Raw genomic sequence first — 16,389 nt, 5'->3', positions numbered from 1 at the left:
GGATTTTAATTAATATGTCGTTGATTTGTCGGGTGGCGGCGGGCGGCCACGCCGGGCTTTTCAAAGGGGGCGCGGGCTGGTAAAACGGTCTCTTTCCATAATAAACAGATGAGAGGGTGGAGATGGACAATCCGATCCGTGTGGCCGTGATGGGCTGTAATGGTCGTATGGGCAAGGTGCTGCTGGAAGCCATCACCAACGCCGAGGGCGTGGTGGTCGGGGCGGCGCTGGAGCGGCCCGGCTCTGCCGTGATCGGTCTGGATGCCGGTGAGCTTAACGGACTGGGCAAGCTTGGGGTGAGCATCAGCGACAGCCTAGACAAGGTACGGGACGAGTTTGATCTCATCATCGATTTCACCCGTCCCGAGGTGACCCTGGCCAACCTGGCGTTTGCACTGGCTCATCAGAAGCAGATGGTGATCGGCACCACAGGTTTTGACGATGCAGGCAAGGCCGCCCTGAAAGAGGCAGGCAAGCAGATCGGTATCGTCTTCGCCTCCAACTACTCGGTCGGTGTCAATCTGGTGTTCAAGCTGCTGGAGCAGGCCGCCAAGGTGATGGGGGATTACACCGACATCGAGATCATCGAAGGGCACCACAGGCACAAGGTGGATGCGCCGTCCGGCACTGCGCTCTCCATGGGGGAAGTGGTGGCCAAGACGCTCGGACGTGACTTGAAAGAGTGCGCCGTCTACGGCCGCGAAGGGATCACCGGCGAGCGGGATCGCAACACCATCGGCTTTGCCACCATTCGCGCCGGCGATCTGGTGGGGGAGCACACCGTCATGTTTGCCGACATCGGCGAGCGGGTGGAGATCAGCCACAAGGCCTCCAGCCGCCTCACCTTCGCCAATGGCGCCGTGCGGGCGGGCAAGTGGCTTGCCCACCAGAGTGCCGGTCTCTACGACATGCAGGATGTGCTCGACCTCAAGTGAGCGGCAGGCGGGCCGCAATGGACCCACTCCTGACAGTGTTGCCAAACCCCGGTTCGCCGGGGTTTTTCATATGTTTTTGTATAAATGGCGATTACACCCTGTTTTTTATGTGAAATGGCCTAAACCTCTTCTTTGTGCAATTCACCCCATCCGCCCATGGCTCAAATGTCATCAAAGGGTAACGGGATTGAGCCTCAATGCCCCCTGCACCTGCATTTTTTTACATGACATGAAAAAGACTAAAAATTCAAAACAAGAAAAACGTTTTCTATTTTTGTTTGGCACTCATCTGCCAATTAAATGCTTGTTTAAGCCTTGGTGAGTTTTTTTAATGGTTTTTAATGTATTGTTTTTTAAGAATTAAAAATTGATTTTTGTGCGTTGAATGGCATGTTAGCTTCCTTTTGCATCGGGTTTTGGCTTTTCTTTTGATAGCGGGGGTTGCAAAGCGATCAAGTGCATAGATAATGGGTAATGTTGCTTGTTTATTGAATTTAGATGCATTTAAAACGAGAAAAGACGTTGAAATGCGATCGTTTTTAAGTAGAATGCGCCCAATTTGCCAGAAATCTGCCGGGTTTGAGCCCTGTTTCAAACAGCGTCCGGACCCGCAACACCCAGGTAAATTGCTGAATTTAAAGCTAAATAACTGGAGGTTGTCTTGAATCACACTGCATTGCTAGTGCTGGAAGATGGAACTGTGTTCAAAGGCGTGTCGATAGGCGCCGAGGGATGTTCCGTTGGTGAAGTGGTTTTCAATACGTCGATGACGGGCTATCAGGAAATTCTCACCGATCCCTCTTATTCCCGTCAGATAGTCACCCTCACTTACCCCCATATAGGCAACACCGGCACCAACAGCGAAGATGAAGAGTCCAGTCAAATCCACGCGCAGGGATTGATCATCCGGGACCTTCCGATACTTGCCTCCAATTTCCGCAATCAGCAATCCCTCTCCGATTACCTCAAGTCTCACAACATCGTTGGCATCGCCGACATCGACACCCGCAAACTGACCCGCATCCTGCGCGAGAAAGGCGCCCAGGCTGGCTGCATTTATGCCGGCAAAGAGGTGGCGGGCAAGCAAGTCGATGAGGCATATGCCCTCGAGCAGGCGCGCGCCTTCCCCGGTCTCAAGGGGATGGACTTGGCCAAGGAAGTGACGGTTGAGCAGCCCTACGCCTGGACCGAAGGGAGCTGGCAGCTCGGCAAGGGGCATGTCACCCCGGCGGCAGATGAACTCAAATACCACGTGGTGGCCTACGACTTTGGCGTCAAGCGCAACATTCTGCGCATGCTGGTGGATCGTGGCTGCCGCCTGACGGTGGTGCCGGCCAAGACCCCGGCCGCCGAGGTACTGGCGATGAATCCCGATGGCATCTTCCTCTCCAACGGCCCGGGTGACCCCGAGCCCTGCGACTACGCCATCGAGGCCATCAAGGCCTTCCTCAATACCAACACCCCTGTGTTCGGTATCTGCCTGGGTCACCAGCTGCTGGGTCTGGCCTCGGGTGCCAAGACGATGAAGATGAAGTTCGGCCACCACGGTGCCAACCACCCGGTGAAGAGTCTCGATGACAATACCGTCATGATCACCGCCCAGAACCACGGTTTCGCGGTCGATGAGCACAACCTGCCGGCTTGCCTGCGCGCCACCCACGTCTCCCTGTTTGACGGCTCCTTGCAAGGCATCCACCGCACCGACCGTCCGGCCTTCAGCTTCCAGGGTCACCCCGAGGCGAGCCCGGGCCCGCACGACTGTGCCGGTCTGTTCGACCACTTTATTGAATTGATCAAGCAGTATCGCGCTTAAGAGGAAAAGAGAAGCCATGCCAAAACGTAACGACCTACAGAGCATCCTGATCCTCGGCGCCGGCCCCATCGTCATCGGTCAGGCCTGCGAATTTGACTACTCCGGCGCCCAGGCCTGCAAGGCCCTGCGCGAGGAGGGATACCGCGTCATCCTGGTGAACTCCAACCCGGCCACCATAATGACGGACCCCGAGATGGCGGATGCCACCTACATAGAGCCCATCACCTGGGAAGTGGTGCGCGAGATCATCAAGAAGGAGCGCCCGGATGCGGTGCTGCCCACCATGGGCGGCCAGACTGCGCTGAACTGTGCGCTGGATCTGGAAAAACACGGCGTGCTGGCCGAGTTCGGTGTGGAGATGATAGGTGCCACCGCCGACGCCATCGACAAGGCCGAAGATCGCCGCCGCTTCGACATCGCCATGAAGAGCATCGGTCTGGAGTGCCCGCGCGCCGGTATCGCCCACAACATGGAAGAGGCCTGGGGCGTGCAGCAGATGGTCGGCTTCCCCTGCATCATTCGTCCCTCCTTTACCATGGGCGGCTCGGGCGGCGGCATCGCCTACAACACCGAAGAGTTCGTCGAGATCTGCGAGCGCGGTCTGGACTTGTCGCCGACCAAGGAGCTGCTCATCGATGAGTCGCTCATCGGCTGGAAAGAGTACGAGATGGAAGTGGTGCGGGATCGCAACGACAACTGCATCATCGTCTGCACCATCGAAAACTTCGACCCCATGGGCATACACACGGGTGACTCCATCACGGTCGCGCCAGCCCAGACGCTGACCGACAAGGAGTTCCAGATCATGCGCAACGCCTCCATGGCGATACTGCGCGAGATCGGGGTCGAAACCGGTGGCTCCAACGTCCAGTTCGGCATCAACCCGAAAGATGGCCGCATGGTCATCATCGAAATGAACCCGCGGGTGTCCCGCTCCTCCGCGCTGGCCTCCAAGGCGACCGGTTTCCCCATCGCCAAGATCGCCGCCAAGCTCGCCATCGGTTACACCCTGGACGAGCTGATGAACGACATCACAGGCGGTCGTACTCCGGCCTCCTTCGAGCCGGCCATCGACTACGTGGTCACCAAGGTGCCGCGCTTCAACTTCGAAAAATTTGCCGGTGCCAACGACCGTCTCACCACCCAGATGAAATCGGTCGGTGAAGTGATGGCGATTGGCCGCAACTTCCAGGAGTCCCTGCACAAGGCGCTGCGCAGCCTCGAGACCGGCAAGACCGGCTTCGACCCCATGGTTGACCTCAATGCCCCTGACTCCCTGACCCGCATCCGCCACGAGCTGCAGGATGCTGGCTGCGACCGGATCTGGTACATAGCCGATGCGTTTCGCGCCGGTCTCTCCATGGACGGCATCTTCAAGCTGACCAAGATTGACCCTTGGTTCCTGGTGCAGATAGAAGATCTCATCAAGCTGGAAGAGCAGGTGAAAGAGCGCGGCATGGCCGGTCTCGATGCCGACTTCCTGCGTGCCTTGAAGCGCAAGGGCTTCGCCGACGCCCGCCTGGCCAAGATCCTCGGCGTGGCCGAGGGCGAGGTGCGCAAGTTGCGTGCCCGCCACAACATCTTCCCAATCTACAAGCGGGTCGATACCTGCGCGGCCGAGTTCGCCACCAACACCGCCTACATGTATTCGAGCTATGACGAAGAGTGCGAGGCCAACCCGACCAATCGTGACAAGATCATGATTATCGGCGGCGGCCCGAACCGTATCGGTCAGGGCATCGAGTTTGACTACTGCTGCGTACACGCGGCGCTGGCCCTGCGCGAAGACGGTTACGAGACCATCATGGTCAACTGCAACCCGGAAACCGTCTCCACCGATTACGACACCTCCGACCGCCTCTACTTCGAGCCGGTGACCCTGGAAGACGTGCTGGAAATCGTGCGCATCGAGAAGCCCAAGGGTGTGATCGTGCAGTACGGCGGCCAGACCCCGCTCAAGCTTGCACGGGCATTGGAAGCGAACGGCGTGCCGGTCATCGGCACCAGCCCGGATGCCATCGACCGCGCCGAAGACCGCGAGCGCTTCCAGTCCGCGGTCGAGCGCCTCGGCCTCAAGCAGCCGGAAAACGGCACAGTCACCGCGTTGGAGCAGGCAGTGCTGACCGCCGAGCGGATCACCTACCCGCTGGTGGTGCGCCCCTCCTACGTGCTGGGTGGCCGCGCCATGGAGATCGTCTATGACGAGACCGACCTGCGTCGCTACTTCGCCGAGGCGGTGAGCGTTTCCAACGAATCGCCGGTGCTGCTGGACCGCTTCCTCGATGACGCTACCGAGCTGGACGTGGATGCCATCTGCGACGGCACCGATGTGGTCATCGGCGGCATCATGGAGCATATCGAGCAGGCCGGTATCCACTCCGGTGACTCCGGCTGCTCCCTGCCACCTTATACCTTGTCCAAGAAAATTCAGGACGAGATCCGCGAGCAGGTGCGGAAATTGGCACTGGAACTCGGTGTGGTCGGCCTGATGAACGTGCAGTTTGCGGTCAAGGGCGATGACATCTACCTCATCGAAGTGAACCCGCGTGCCGCCCGTACCGTGCCCTTCGTCTCCAAGGCGACCGGTGCGCCGCTTGCCAAGATTGCCGCCCGCGTCATGGCCGGCCAGAGCCTGAAAGATCAGGGCTTTACCACCGAAATCATCCCGCCTTACTACTCGGTGAAAGAGGTGGTGCTGCCCTTCGCCAAGTTCCCGGGCGTGGATCCGCTGCTGGGGCCGGAGATGCGCTCCACTGGCGAGGTGATGGGGGTAGGCAGCAGCTTTGCCGAGGCCTATGCCAAGGCCCAGCTGGGTGCCAGCCATGCGGTGCCGAAAGAGGGTCGCGCGCTCTTGTCTGTGCGTCACAGCGACAAGGCGCTGGTGGTGGATTTGGCCGCCAAGCTGCTGGAGCTGGGCTACGAGCTGGATGCCACTCACGGCACCGCAGTGGCGCTGGGTGAAGCGAGCATCAATCCGCGCCTGGTCAACAAGGTGCACGAAGGGCGTCCGCACATTCTCGACCGCATCAAGAACGGCGAGTACACCTATATCGTCAACACGGCCGAAGGGCGAGTGGCGATCCAGGACTCCAAACAGCTGCGCCGCGCCGCCTTGCAGCACAAGGTGGCTTATACCACCACCATGAATGAGGCGTTTGCCACCTGCATGGCCATCAGCATGGATGCCACCGCCAACGTCAACTCGGTGCAGGAGCTGCACCAGAAGGTGAAAAACCGCTAAGCATTGCGCAATAAGGGCAGGGGAGTCTTTATCTCCTTCTTTGCACAACACTTGCGAACCCTGAAAAACCCCGCCAGCGATGGCGGGGTTTCTGTTTTTTGGCGGATCCGGCCAGCCTCTGTCATGGGAGTGAGGTGTGCAGGGGAGAGGGAATAGGGTCAATGTAGGGCGATATAATCCCTTTTGGTGGCGTAAAGTTGACAATGATTGCGACTTTGTGGCTTTTGTTCGCAATCTTTGCAATCACTCACCCGAGCCGCCTCTCTATACTGGTTTCTCATCACATAAGGTCGTCTGCGCCCGCAACAGCAGGGTGCGAGGATCAGGGCCAGTTTCTTATCCGGCAGCGAAGGCCGTCCCCTTTTACCCAGAGGGGCCACAGGAAACCGGTTGTGGGGTTACCACCCGCGCAACCGTCAGGGCCAGCGTTACCGCGCCAGCCTGCTTCCCCCTCCTTACCCCGTCTGCTTGCCTGCCCAGTCGCGTCGTTGCTCACCCTCATAGCCCGCAACGGCGCCGCACCTCAAGGACATCAGCCAAGGGAATCTGAATATGAGCTTCGATCATCGCAAATACCGCCCCGCCCCCGTTATTGCACTGGCGGACCGTCAATGGCCCAACCGGGTGATGACGCGGGCGCCGCTCTGGTGCGCCGTGGACTTGCGCGACGGCAATCAGGCGCTGGTCGAACCCATGACGGTGGCCCAGAAGCTGCAGATGTGGGCGCTGATGCTCCATGTCGGCTTCAAGCATATCGAGGTGGGCTTCCCGGCCGCCTCCCAGCCCGATTTTGACTTCGTGCGTGAGCTGATCGAGCGCAATCTCATTCCCGATGACGTCACCATTCAGGTGCTGGTGCAGGCCCGCGAAGATCTCATCATCCGCACCTTTGAATCCCTCAAGGGGGCCAAGCGCGCCATCGTTCACGTCTACAACTCGGTCAACCCGACCCAGCGCAACTATGTGTTCAACTCAGGGAAGGAGGGGGTCAAGGCTATCGCCGTACAGGGGGCGCGCTGGGTACGCGAGCATGCGGCAAGGAACCCGGGCACAGAGTGGAGTTTCCAATATTCCCCCGAGAGCTTCAGCAGCACAGAGGTGGAGTTCGCAGTGGAGGTGTGTGACGCCGTGATCGACGAGTGGCGCCCCGCCGCCCGCCCCATGATCCTGAACCTGCCGGCCACGGTTGAGGTGAGCACCCCCAACGTGTTTGCGGATCAGGTGGAGTGGTTCTGCCGCCACCTCAAGGCGCGCCCCGAGGTGAGCATCTCCATCCACACCCACAACGACAGAGGCTGTGGTGTGGCTGCCGCCGAGCTGGCGGTGCTGGCGGGCGCCGATCGCATCGAGGGCACTTTGCTTGGCAACGGCGAGCGCACCGGCAACATGGACATAGTCACCATGGCCATGAACCTCTACAGCCAGGGCATAGACCCAGAGCTGGACTTGTCGGACATGGATGCCATCGTCGCGACCGTGGGCGCCTGCACCCAGATAGCCCTGCACCCGCGCCACCCCTATGCCGGCGAGCTGGTCTACACGGCGTTTTCCGGCAGCCATCAGGATGCCATTCGCAAGTCCCTGGCGGCCGAGAAGCCCGACGCCTATTGGGATGTGGCTTACCTGCCCATCGATCCTGCTGATCTGGGCCGCAGCTACGAGGCGGTGATCCGCATCAACAGCCAGTCCGGCAAGGGGGGCGTCACCTATCTGCTGGAGCGCGATCTTGGCCTGCAACTGCCGCGCTGGCTGCAGATCGACTTCAGCCGTCGGGTCCAGGCCCAAGCCGAGGCGAGCAGCAGCGAGATAAACCCGGCGCAGATCCGCGCCCTGTTCGAGCAGCACTACCTCGAGCCGGTGCACGGCTATCGCATCGGCCGCTTCCAGCTCGGTCACGACGGCCAGGAGAGCCTGCACCTCGAGCTGCAGACCCCAGATGGCTCGCTGCAATTGCGGGGCGAGGGGGAGGGGGCCATCACGGCGCTGGTCAACGGCTGGGAGCGCCAGACCGGCATGCACATAGACGTGCTCGACTACTCGGAACATGCCCTCAGCGCGGGCACCGAGTCCCGCGCCGCCGCCTATGTGCTGCTGAGCGTCGATGGCCAGCGCATGTGCGGGGTCGCCATCGGCCGCGACGTGGTCAACGCCTCCTTGCAGGCGGTGATCAATGGCGCCGCCCAGATCCAGGCCCTGCGCCAAACGGCCTGATCCGCCCCCAGCTCATCTGCCGGGCACTGTCTTTGCCCCTGGCCATGACCCGATACATCTGCAAGGCCCCCGTCCAACCGGCGGGGGCCTTGTCGTGTCAGCGGCGGATGCTTGCGGGCTGGCCATGCTCATGCCTTCTGATCCCCCGATCAATCCTCTACAATGCCCTGGCTGCCGGGGCCGGGCTTGTCTGCTCAAGCCCGCGGCGCCTCATCCATCGGGAAGCTTTCATGCATCATCTCATTCGTTATCGTCATCATGTCGCGCCTCTGCTGGCCGCCTTGCTGCTGGCTGCCTGTGCCAGCGAACCGGCCAGCCAGGGCGATACCCGCCAACCTGGCAGTGCGGCCATCACGGGGCCGGCCATCACCAAACCCGCCCCCCTGCCCAAGGCCCAGATCCCCAGAGCCCCGGCCAGCATGCAGTCGCGCATAGTGCGGCTGTTGCCGGCCCGTACCGTGGATCGCAACGGCTGGGCCCAGGATATCGTCACCGCCCTCGCCAGACAGGAGCTGGCCGTCACCGACGAGAACGTCTGTTCAGTGCTGGCGGTGGCGGAGCAGGAGTCCACCTTTCAGGCCGATCCCGTGGTGCCTGGGCTTGGCAAGATCGCCTGGAAGGAGATCAACACCCGTGCCAGCAAGCTGCTGATCCCCGAGTTCGTGGTGCGCACGGCGCTCAGCATCGATTCCCCCACCGGCAAGAGCTATGCCGAGCGCATCGATGCGCTTCGCACCGAGCGGGAGATGAGCGAAATCTTCGAGGACATGATAGGGGAGGTGCCCATGGGCAAGACCCTGTTTGGCAACATGAACCCGGTGCATACCGGTGGTCCCATGCAGGTCAGCATCGCCTTCGCCGAGGCCAACGCCCGTGGCTACCCTTATCCTGTCAAGGATTCCATCCGCCACGAAGTCTTTAGCCGCCGCGGCGGCATCTGGTTCGGCACCCGCCATCTGCTCAACTACCCGGCCCAGTATCCGGATCACCTCTACCGTTACGCCGACTTCAACGCCGGCTGGTATGCCAGTCGCAACGCCGCATTCCAGGCGGCGGTCAGCCGCGTGAGCGGCAAGTCGCTGGCACTGGATGGGGATCTCATTCGCTACGACTCAGATCTGCCGGGCAAGACAGAGCTCGCGGTTCATGCCATCGCCGGCCGCCTCAGCATGAGCAAGCAGGCCATCCACCAGAGCCTGAACCTGGGGGATACCGCCGAATTTGCCCAGAGCGATCTCTACCACAGGGTCTTTACCCTGGCCGACAAGCAGGCCGGCAAGCGACAACCCCGCGCGGTGCTGCCGGGTATCTCCCTGAAGAGCCCCAAGATCACCCGCAACCTCACCACCGCCTGGTTTGCCAAGCGAGTGCAGTGGCGTCAGCAAACCTGCCTGAAACGGTTGGGATCCTTGTAATTGGGACATAGCCTTTTTTACGCGTTCCGGCAGCATCTTTGGATGCCCTGACATTGGAGCCATCAAGGCACCACAGGTCGAAGTCGATAAGCCCTTCTTCATTGAGATGCAGTTGCAGCGCTTCAAGGATTGCATCGATGCGGCCTGTACTCTGCCAACGTCGAAAGGTGTTGTAGACCGAACTCCATGGGCCGAAACGTTCTGGCAGATCTCGCCAAGGTGCGCCGGTGTGGAGTATCCAGAGAATGCCATCGAGCACCTGGCGTGGCTCGCGAGTAGGGCGTCCGCTTATGCGGTGATGTGGAAACAGGGGCTCGATGAGCCCCCATTGTGCATCGGTCAACTGATAGCGACGGGACACTGCATAAGTCTTAGGCTGTTGAGAAGATGTGAGATTATATCTTCATCACTTTAAGAATACAGTCTAGGGGAGAGATAATCCCTCATCCGTAGTTGCGCCAGTTAGGCGGGCTTCATGCTGGGCCGAACCAGCAGAGCAGGAGTGCGGCATTCTTGCTCCCGTGCTCTGGGCTCGATGCTTTGGTTACGGCCACGGCATGAATCAGTTGGGGATCCTCAACAACAATTGACTTTGGCATTAACTGCAAAACCCCGTTTACCGGCCTCAAATAGGGAGGCTACGGTAAAAGAGATGTGCCATAAAGGCCTCTTATTCAATTCTGGTCAGTGGTCCACGGAAACCTCGTCCAGCGTATCCGCCGGAGATACACAGGCTGGTTATAGCGCTCACCACTACATTGCCATGATCTGCTGAGCCCGGCAGAGTTCTAGGTGTATGGTCCCGGAATGAGGTGGTGCGGTTGAAGTTTGAAACGATCCGGTGTTTTAATCCAGGCATCGCAGATAGTTTTAAACGGGGTTCTCCATCTCAGGGCTTTTAGATGCTTCGCGAAGTTGTAAGCAGTGATAAAGGCCCGCACATGGGCCTTCAATGCATCAAAGTCTGGATAATGAAATGACTTTATTGTGGCGTCTTTCACCGTCCGGTTCATTCGTTCGGCCTGCCCATTGGTCCATGGATGATATGGCTTGGTCAGTTTGTGCTTTATGCCATGTTGACGGCAGACCCGATCAAAGACGTGCCCAACGAGACGGTTGGTTGGGCCATTCCTGTATCTTGCCTGCTCTGTGAAGGCAATACCGTTGTCTGTGAGGACGGTATGAATGGTGTATGGGTAGACCTCCACAACTTCCTCAAGAAATGCAGCTCCATTTTGCTTGGTCGGCACATCAAAGAACGCCACGTGGGTAAATTTGGTAACACGATCAATGGCCAAAAACATGTGTTGCTTGCCTTCCTCCAGACGTAACTCGCAACTGTCGATATGTAAGTAACCCATTTCTGTCGGTTCAAACTGTCCACGTTGGTTTTTGTTCTGTTGCTGATTGGGTCGCTTGCTAATGCCATGTCGTATAAGACAGCGATGAAGGGCACTGCGAGTTAGTTGTGGGAGGGCTTCGCGCAAATGCCCCAACAAGTCGTCCAGAGGCAGAAGGGTTCGTCGCCTAAACTCCACGACCATTTCCTCCTTTGACAGATGAGCACATCTGGGGTTGGTCGGCCCCATCGGCTTGTCAATGGTGGTGGTTCGAGAGCGCCATTTAGCGACTGTCTTGACGTTCAATCCGTATCGAGCGGCAAGCTTGCGTGACGACTCTTTCGACTCTTTCGACTCTTTCGACGCTTGGAGCTCGGCTCGAATTCTCGGTGTTGTGCGGGCTGAGCCATGAAGACCTGCTGCCAAAGTGCATCCTCCTGATAAGAGTCCAATAATGCACCATGACTCTCTGGGACTGAACACCTAGACCCGCTACTACGATGGCTGGGAAGTGTCTAGATCATTGATGGTGATTCAGTCGTCGGGTAACCGCCCGACCGGCAGCCGTCATGTGCAGTCCGCGTGTCTGGATATGGATATGGAGATGGTATCCATAAGGTGCTTGGATGAAGTCAATTTCAGGCGGTTCAGGACTGCGGATGAGTCGCCGGTGGCCACTGGGCGATATTGTCGTCAACGACGGCCTCTGTCGGAAGCCGTGGACGGACATTTCATCAGATGTTTTGCCCCTACGTGAAGCATCTTCCTGCGATGCTTGACAATTTTACATTCCCTCCATCAAATCCAGTGGTTTTTAACGAGTCTATGACCATGCAGGGAGTTGCTTTTTTTGGTTGGCCAAAAACAAGTCGCTTATTTCGTGTGGATACTTGATATATCCCTGTTTTTTATGACAAAAGTAGTGGTTGTGTCTCATTGCAAGCGATAAACTTTGGGCGCTAGATTAGGTAAAACGTAGTCACATGAGAATTAACTAAATAACAACAGTGGAGTGCGTATGCTGTCTCGATCATCCAATGCAGCGTTTCCGTTCAGGACGACGGTGCTTGTTACCCTTATTACAACCACACTTGCTGGTTGTGCGACCGTCAACAGTGCCGGAGATACCGTCGGCCGCACCACAATGGGTTGCATTGGTGGTTCAGTGCTGGGGGCAGGGATTGGTGCCTTGCTGGGTGGGGAAAAAGGGGCCTTGCAGGGCGCGGCCATTGGGTTGGCTGCCGGTTGTGTAGCCGGTTATGCTTGGGATGAGCACGAGAAGGAGCTGCACCGCCTGGCTCAAGAAGAAAACATGCGCATCCAAATTGAGCATGTCTATGCGCAACAAGAGCAGCAGAAAGCCCAAGAAGCTGCGGCTACCGCCAAGACGCAGCAGCAGTCCGTTGGCATGGTGGCCCAAGTCGCCGATGAAGCCATGTTTAATGTAGGCAGTGCAGATCTGACAGCGGTGGGCCAGCGTCAGCTGGAAAAACTCGCAGTTATTTTCTCCCAAGGTCGCACCAAAAACGACAATCAGAAAGCACCACTGCTGGTTATTGGTCATACCGATAGTACCGGTACTGCCGAATTTAATCAGCAGTTGTCAGAGGAACGCGCCAAGAAAGTCGTGCAGATCTTGGCCAAGAAGGGTATTCCGTCCGAAAGTCTTTATTACCAAGGTGCCGGTGAAGGCCGTCCTGTGGCGAGTAATGACACGGATTTGGGTCGTGCTGCTAACCGCCGTGTTGAGTTGGTTGAATTGCAGGATGATGCAGTACTAGCCAAGCGCATCGCGGCTGAGGAGCAAAACCCGCGTTATATCCAGCACGGGGTTAACCGTGACACGGCCGCGACCGCGGCAACGGGCACTTCCGTGTCGCAGAAGGCGACAGCGAAGAAGACGACAACTACCGCCAGTAACGCAGCCCAAACGACGGCGAAGAGATCGTCTGCTAGTACGACGCAAAGCAAGGCAACTGCTAGTAAGAGTAGAAAGTCATCGACTAAGAGCACCGGTTCGCAGATCGATTTTGGTGGGAAACCGGACAATGGACTGTGGGAGTTGTCCTCCTCGTTCAAACCGGACTATAGCAGCGGTTTCGGTTTGATTAGTTCCGCGGTAGCCAACGAAGCTCCGCTGGCCAGTTGTTCTCAAGATGCGCCCCGTGTCATCGGCCAGGTCAAAAATCTGGCTGGGAAAACCGTGGTGGCGCACAAGACGTCTGACTATCTGCCGGGAATGAACGGTAAGGTCTGGGCGGCAAAAGTGAATGGCCATGTGGTGTATGTCAATCCGGTAGCCGTATTGAAGGATGATGGTCAACTGGCACAACAACCCCAAGTTGCTATTACCAAAAACTACGATAAAGGCCAGCGTAACATCTCTGGCAAGTACCAAACTGTCGCCACCACCTATAAAGGGCAAGATAATATCTTGATGCGCCTATTTATCGACGATAAAGCAGCGCCCGTTCAGTGCATGGACATATTGCTTCCTTATGGCGGTACCCAAGCGCAGCAAGGGTCACTGCATTATGGAAAAGCGAACAGTAATTATGTTGTCGGCTATTCCCCACGCAATACCAGCATTTAAATACATGGAGTTTTGAGATGGAATCGGTGAAGTTGTTCTTTATGTTGTATTGGCAAGCCATATCCCTGGCACTTTCATTTATGGTTTTCGTGTTAGCCGTCAGGCATTGGTGGGATGAGGTTCGCTACTTCTTCATGCGTATGGGATGGTCGTTCCCGTTGCTGGGGGGCATCGCTCGCGCTGGCCGCTCCACGCATAAATTAGGGGATGATGAGTGGTACCCAATCGAAACACAGTTGTGCGGCGATTTTTACCGTCGCTATAACTCCTTCAACAAGAGCCCAGATTATTATCAAAAATGTGATGATTATCTGAATAAATCGGAGGAGTTGGGGCGTTCTGAAAAAGGGATATTGCTGTGGGGGCTGATCATCGGGCTTATCTTGCTCGAAGCCGTTGGCTTCGCGTATGTCCTTGCCCCCTTTATGGCGAAAAATGCCTCGTCGAATGAACAAACCATGCTGGCATGGTTCGTTGCCTTCCTGTTGTCGATTGCGGCCGTATTCTTGACTGAACTCACCGGTAAGGAATGGCACAAAAATGAACTGATCAAGAAAATCCGGGAATGGTGGGGCAACGATCAAGCCGCCACGCGCCAAAATTTGCAGCCCGAGAAAAATATCAGCATTGATCAAACTTATGGCGACAACGACAGCGCGAAATATATCCAGCTTCTGAACCGTGTTCCGGCTAATGCGACTGTCACGACCAGCTATAAAGTGACCATCATTACGATTGCTTACATTATTAGCCTCGCGGTCGGTGCTTATCTGGTGCGTAGTTATACACTGGAGGCGGATACCACTGAAAGCGTCAACCAAGGTCAGATCTTTGAAACTGAGCAGAGCAGTGACAGTGATCCGTTTGCTGCCATGGAAAATGCCGGTAAGGTTGCGTTAGCCAAGGCTGCCACCAGCGCGACTCAGAGCAGTGATGGTATCGAACTGCCTGAGGAGTTGGCCGAAGTAAATCACCAGGCTGACGTGAAGGCAAAGGATGAGGTCACCGTTGCGCGTACCTCTGCCAGCAAGGTGACATTCATCATCCTGTCTGTGATCTACGTGATGATCCAAGTAGTGGGTATCTATTTTGGCTATGCGTTTAGCTTGATTGGTAAAGAATCGAAAAAGGCTCGTTGTTATACCAAGGACTTCAATAGTGCTTCTGAGCTGAATGAGTGGTTGAAGCTCAAACGTGAATTGATTTCCGCTGATGCCGAGAACTATCTGCAACAACTCCAAGAGCGTCTGAGTCATCGCGCTGTGACCTCTGTTGAAGAGCAGAGCGCTCTCAAAGGTGGTCTGGCAAAACGTACCTTCTTTGCGTTCTTGGCGCGGCATAAGCATCGTTCCACTGACAACACGCAGACCTCTTCTCAGAGGGAAACAACGCCAGCCGTTGCCACTACCACCGTACCAGCCACACCCATGGTCGCACCGACGCCAACAGCGGTTGGCGTGGCAACAGTAGCCGCAGCCCCGACGACTCAATTCCAGCTCCCTGCTGAGCTGGCAGATTTGGATCTGTGTAAGCTGGATGATGATGATTTGGTCACTCTGGCCGCCGATTTTTGCCTGGAACTCGATGCACTGCGCCGTAGTCAGCGTCTCTTGCGCATGCGCCAAAAGGCCGCAGAGGTTTCCGCATGATCAAAAAATCATTAATAGCATGGGCGCTCAGCGCACTATTATTGCCGGTGGTCAGTCATGCCAAAGAGCGGAATGATATTCCGGACTGCTACCAATATGCTGGGCTCACCGCTAACAAACCGGAGTTCCAGGGGCGCGATTTCATCATTGTTGTCGATGAGACCACTCCCTTGCCTGATGCGCAGAAGCGTGAGGCGTTAGCGCATGTGTTGCGTTTTGTGCAACAGGGTGACAAGGTTAAGCAGTTCCGCTTCTCGGCTTTTTTGCCTGACTCTCATCTTGGGATGGAGTTCGCGGGTGAGTTACAGTCCAGCCCGGAACAGGCCGTTCGCGAGGACATTGGCACTAATTCGCTGAAAAAGCTCGACCAGTGTTTGGCTAAGCAGCAGCAGTTCTTCAAGGTTCAAATTGCCAAACATATGGGCAGTAGCTTTGGCGATGTCACTAAAGACATCAATAAGAGCGAAATCGTCTTTAGCCTGAAACAGATAGGGGACGCGTGGAAACATAGTGCGTCAGCAGAGAAAGTCATGTTTATCGTTTCTGATATGCTGGAGAATTCAGATTACACCAGTTTCTATAAAAATAATCAGATCCGTCAGATTGACCCATCTAAAGAAATGGAAAAGGTGACTGCCGCCAATCTACAAGCCAGCTTGCAAGACGTGCGTGTGTACGTTGCCGGTGCCGGTTTAGTTCCAAGCAGCAGCAAAATGGGCTACCGCTCTGGTAAAACCGTTCAATTATTGGAGCGCTTCTGGGATGATTATTTTAATGCCAGCGGTGCATCTTTAGAGGCATTTGGAACGCCATCACTCACTCAAGATCTACAGTAATTTATGCGCTAACTTTGCGGGTATAATTCACCCATGTTGTGTCTGTATGTACAGATCTAGTTATCACCTGACACCGGCCTCAAACCGGTGTCTTGTTTACGCTACTTTAGTGCGCACTTCCTTCGGTATCAATTTCAGACCCTTCTTGAACATGCTGTAGGGGGTCTGTCCCTCCATCATCCTGCCCTGATGTGGCCGCTGGGTGTTGTAGTGTTCCAGGTAGCTATCCAGGTCTATCTGCATCTGCTCTACCGACTCATACCAGGTCGTTCTCCCCTTGATACGGAAGTGTTCATCCAGCAAGGTTCGATGCAGTCGTTCGATAAAGCCGTTGCTCTGCGGCCTGCGTACCTTGG

At 56.7% G+C, this 16,389-nt stretch carries 10 protein-coding genes and 1 pseudogene; 8 read left to right on the top strand and 3 right to left on the bottom strand.

What is annotated here, in order from left to right; all coding sequences use genetic code 11:
- Positions 1 to 122: 122 nt before the first annotated feature.
- The 5 genes from dapB to ACW5XD_RS15320 all read left to right on the top strand — a co-directional run bounded on the left by dapB (position 123) and on the right by ACW5XD_RS15320 (position 9,615).
- Positions 123 to 935 (top strand): 4-hydroxy-tetrahydrodipicolinate reductase, encoded by an 813-nt coding sequence (dapB, locus tag ACW5XD_RS15340; protein ID WP_456495590.1) that lies wholly within the window; start codon positions 123 to 125, stop codon positions 933 to 935.
- Between the two features lie 661 nt (positions 936 to 1,596).
- Entirely contained in the window at positions 1,597 to 2,748 is a 1,152-nt protein-coding gene (gene carA, locus ACW5XD_RS15335) for a glutamine-hydrolyzing carbamoyl-phosphate synthase small subunit (protein ID WP_429067244.1), read from the top strand.
- A 16-nt stretch (positions 2,749 to 2,764) separates the two neighbouring features.
- Positions 2,765 to 5,989, top strand: a complete 3,225-nt coding sequence (gene carB / locus ACW5XD_RS15330; protein ID WP_456495589.1) for a carbamoyl-phosphate synthase large subunit — start codon at positions 2,765 to 2,767, stop codon at positions 5,987 to 5,989.
- A gap of 552 nt (positions 5,990 to 6,541) precedes the next feature.
- Positions 6,542 to 8,200, top strand: a complete 1,659-nt coding sequence (gene leuA, locus ACW5XD_RS15325; protein WP_456495588.1) for a 2-isopropylmalate synthase — start codon at positions 6,542 to 6,544, stop codon at positions 8,198 to 8,200.
- Between the two features lie 230 nt (positions 8,201 to 8,430).
- Positions 8,431 to 9,615: a DUF1615 domain-containing protein gene (locus tag ACW5XD_RS15320; protein WP_456495587.1), complete on the top strand. Its 1,185-nt coding sequence runs from the start codon at positions 8,431 to 8,433 to the stop codon at positions 9,613 to 9,615.
- A 13-nt stretch (positions 9,616 to 9,628) separates the two neighbouring features.
- Here the strand turns inward: ACW5XD_RS15320 and ACW5XD_RS15315 are convergent.
- Both ACW5XD_RS15315 and ACW5XD_RS15310 read right to left on the bottom strand, forming a co-directional pair.
- Positions 9,629 to 9,976: pseudogene (locus ACW5XD_RS15315) on the bottom strand (IS5 family transposase); the annotation flags it as partial.
- Between the two features lie 427 nt (positions 9,977 to 10,403).
- On the bottom strand, positions 10,404 to 11,381 hold the full coding sequence (locus ACW5XD_RS15310) for an IS481 family transposase (RefSeq protein WP_456495586.1): 978 nt from the start codon (positions 11,379 to 11,381) through the stop codon (positions 10,404 to 10,406).
- Positions 11,382 to 11,973: 592 nt separating this feature from the next.
- Between ACW5XD_RS15310 and ACW5XD_RS15305 the strand changes: the two genes are divergently transcribed.
- Genes ACW5XD_RS15305 through ACW5XD_RS15295 form a run of 3 tightly spaced genes read left to right on the top strand, consistent with a single transcriptional unit; the run spans position 11,974 to position 16,033 of the window.
- On the top strand, positions 11,974 to 13,548 hold the full coding sequence (locus tag ACW5XD_RS15305) for an OmpA family protein (protein WP_456495585.1): 1,575 nt from the start codon (positions 11,974 to 11,976) through the stop codon (positions 13,546 to 13,548).
- A 17-nt stretch (positions 13,549 to 13,565) separates the two neighbouring features.
- On the top strand, positions 13,566 to 15,197 hold the full coding sequence (locus tag ACW5XD_RS15300) for a hypothetical protein (protein WP_456495584.1): 1,632 nt from the start codon (positions 13,566 to 13,568) through the stop codon (positions 15,195 to 15,197).
- Positions 15,194 to 16,033, top strand: coding sequence for a hypothetical protein (locus ACW5XD_RS15295; protein WP_456495583.1), 840 nt, complete (start codon positions 15,194 to 15,196; stop codon positions 16,031 to 16,033). The genes ACW5XD_RS15300 and ACW5XD_RS15295 overlap by 4 nt, the downstream gene beginning before the upstream one ends.
- A 96-nt stretch (positions 16,034 to 16,129) precedes the next feature.
- Here ACW5XD_RS15295 and ACW5XD_RS15290 read toward each other — a convergent pair.
- The coding region (locus ACW5XD_RS15290) for an integrase core domain-containing protein (RefSeq protein ID WP_456495582.1) at positions 16,130 to 16,389 on the bottom strand (260 nt) is incomplete at its 5' end.

It is taken from the genome of Aeromonas enterica, assembly GCF_054052465.1.
This window is presented reverse-complemented; position numbering and strand designations above follow the sequence as displayed.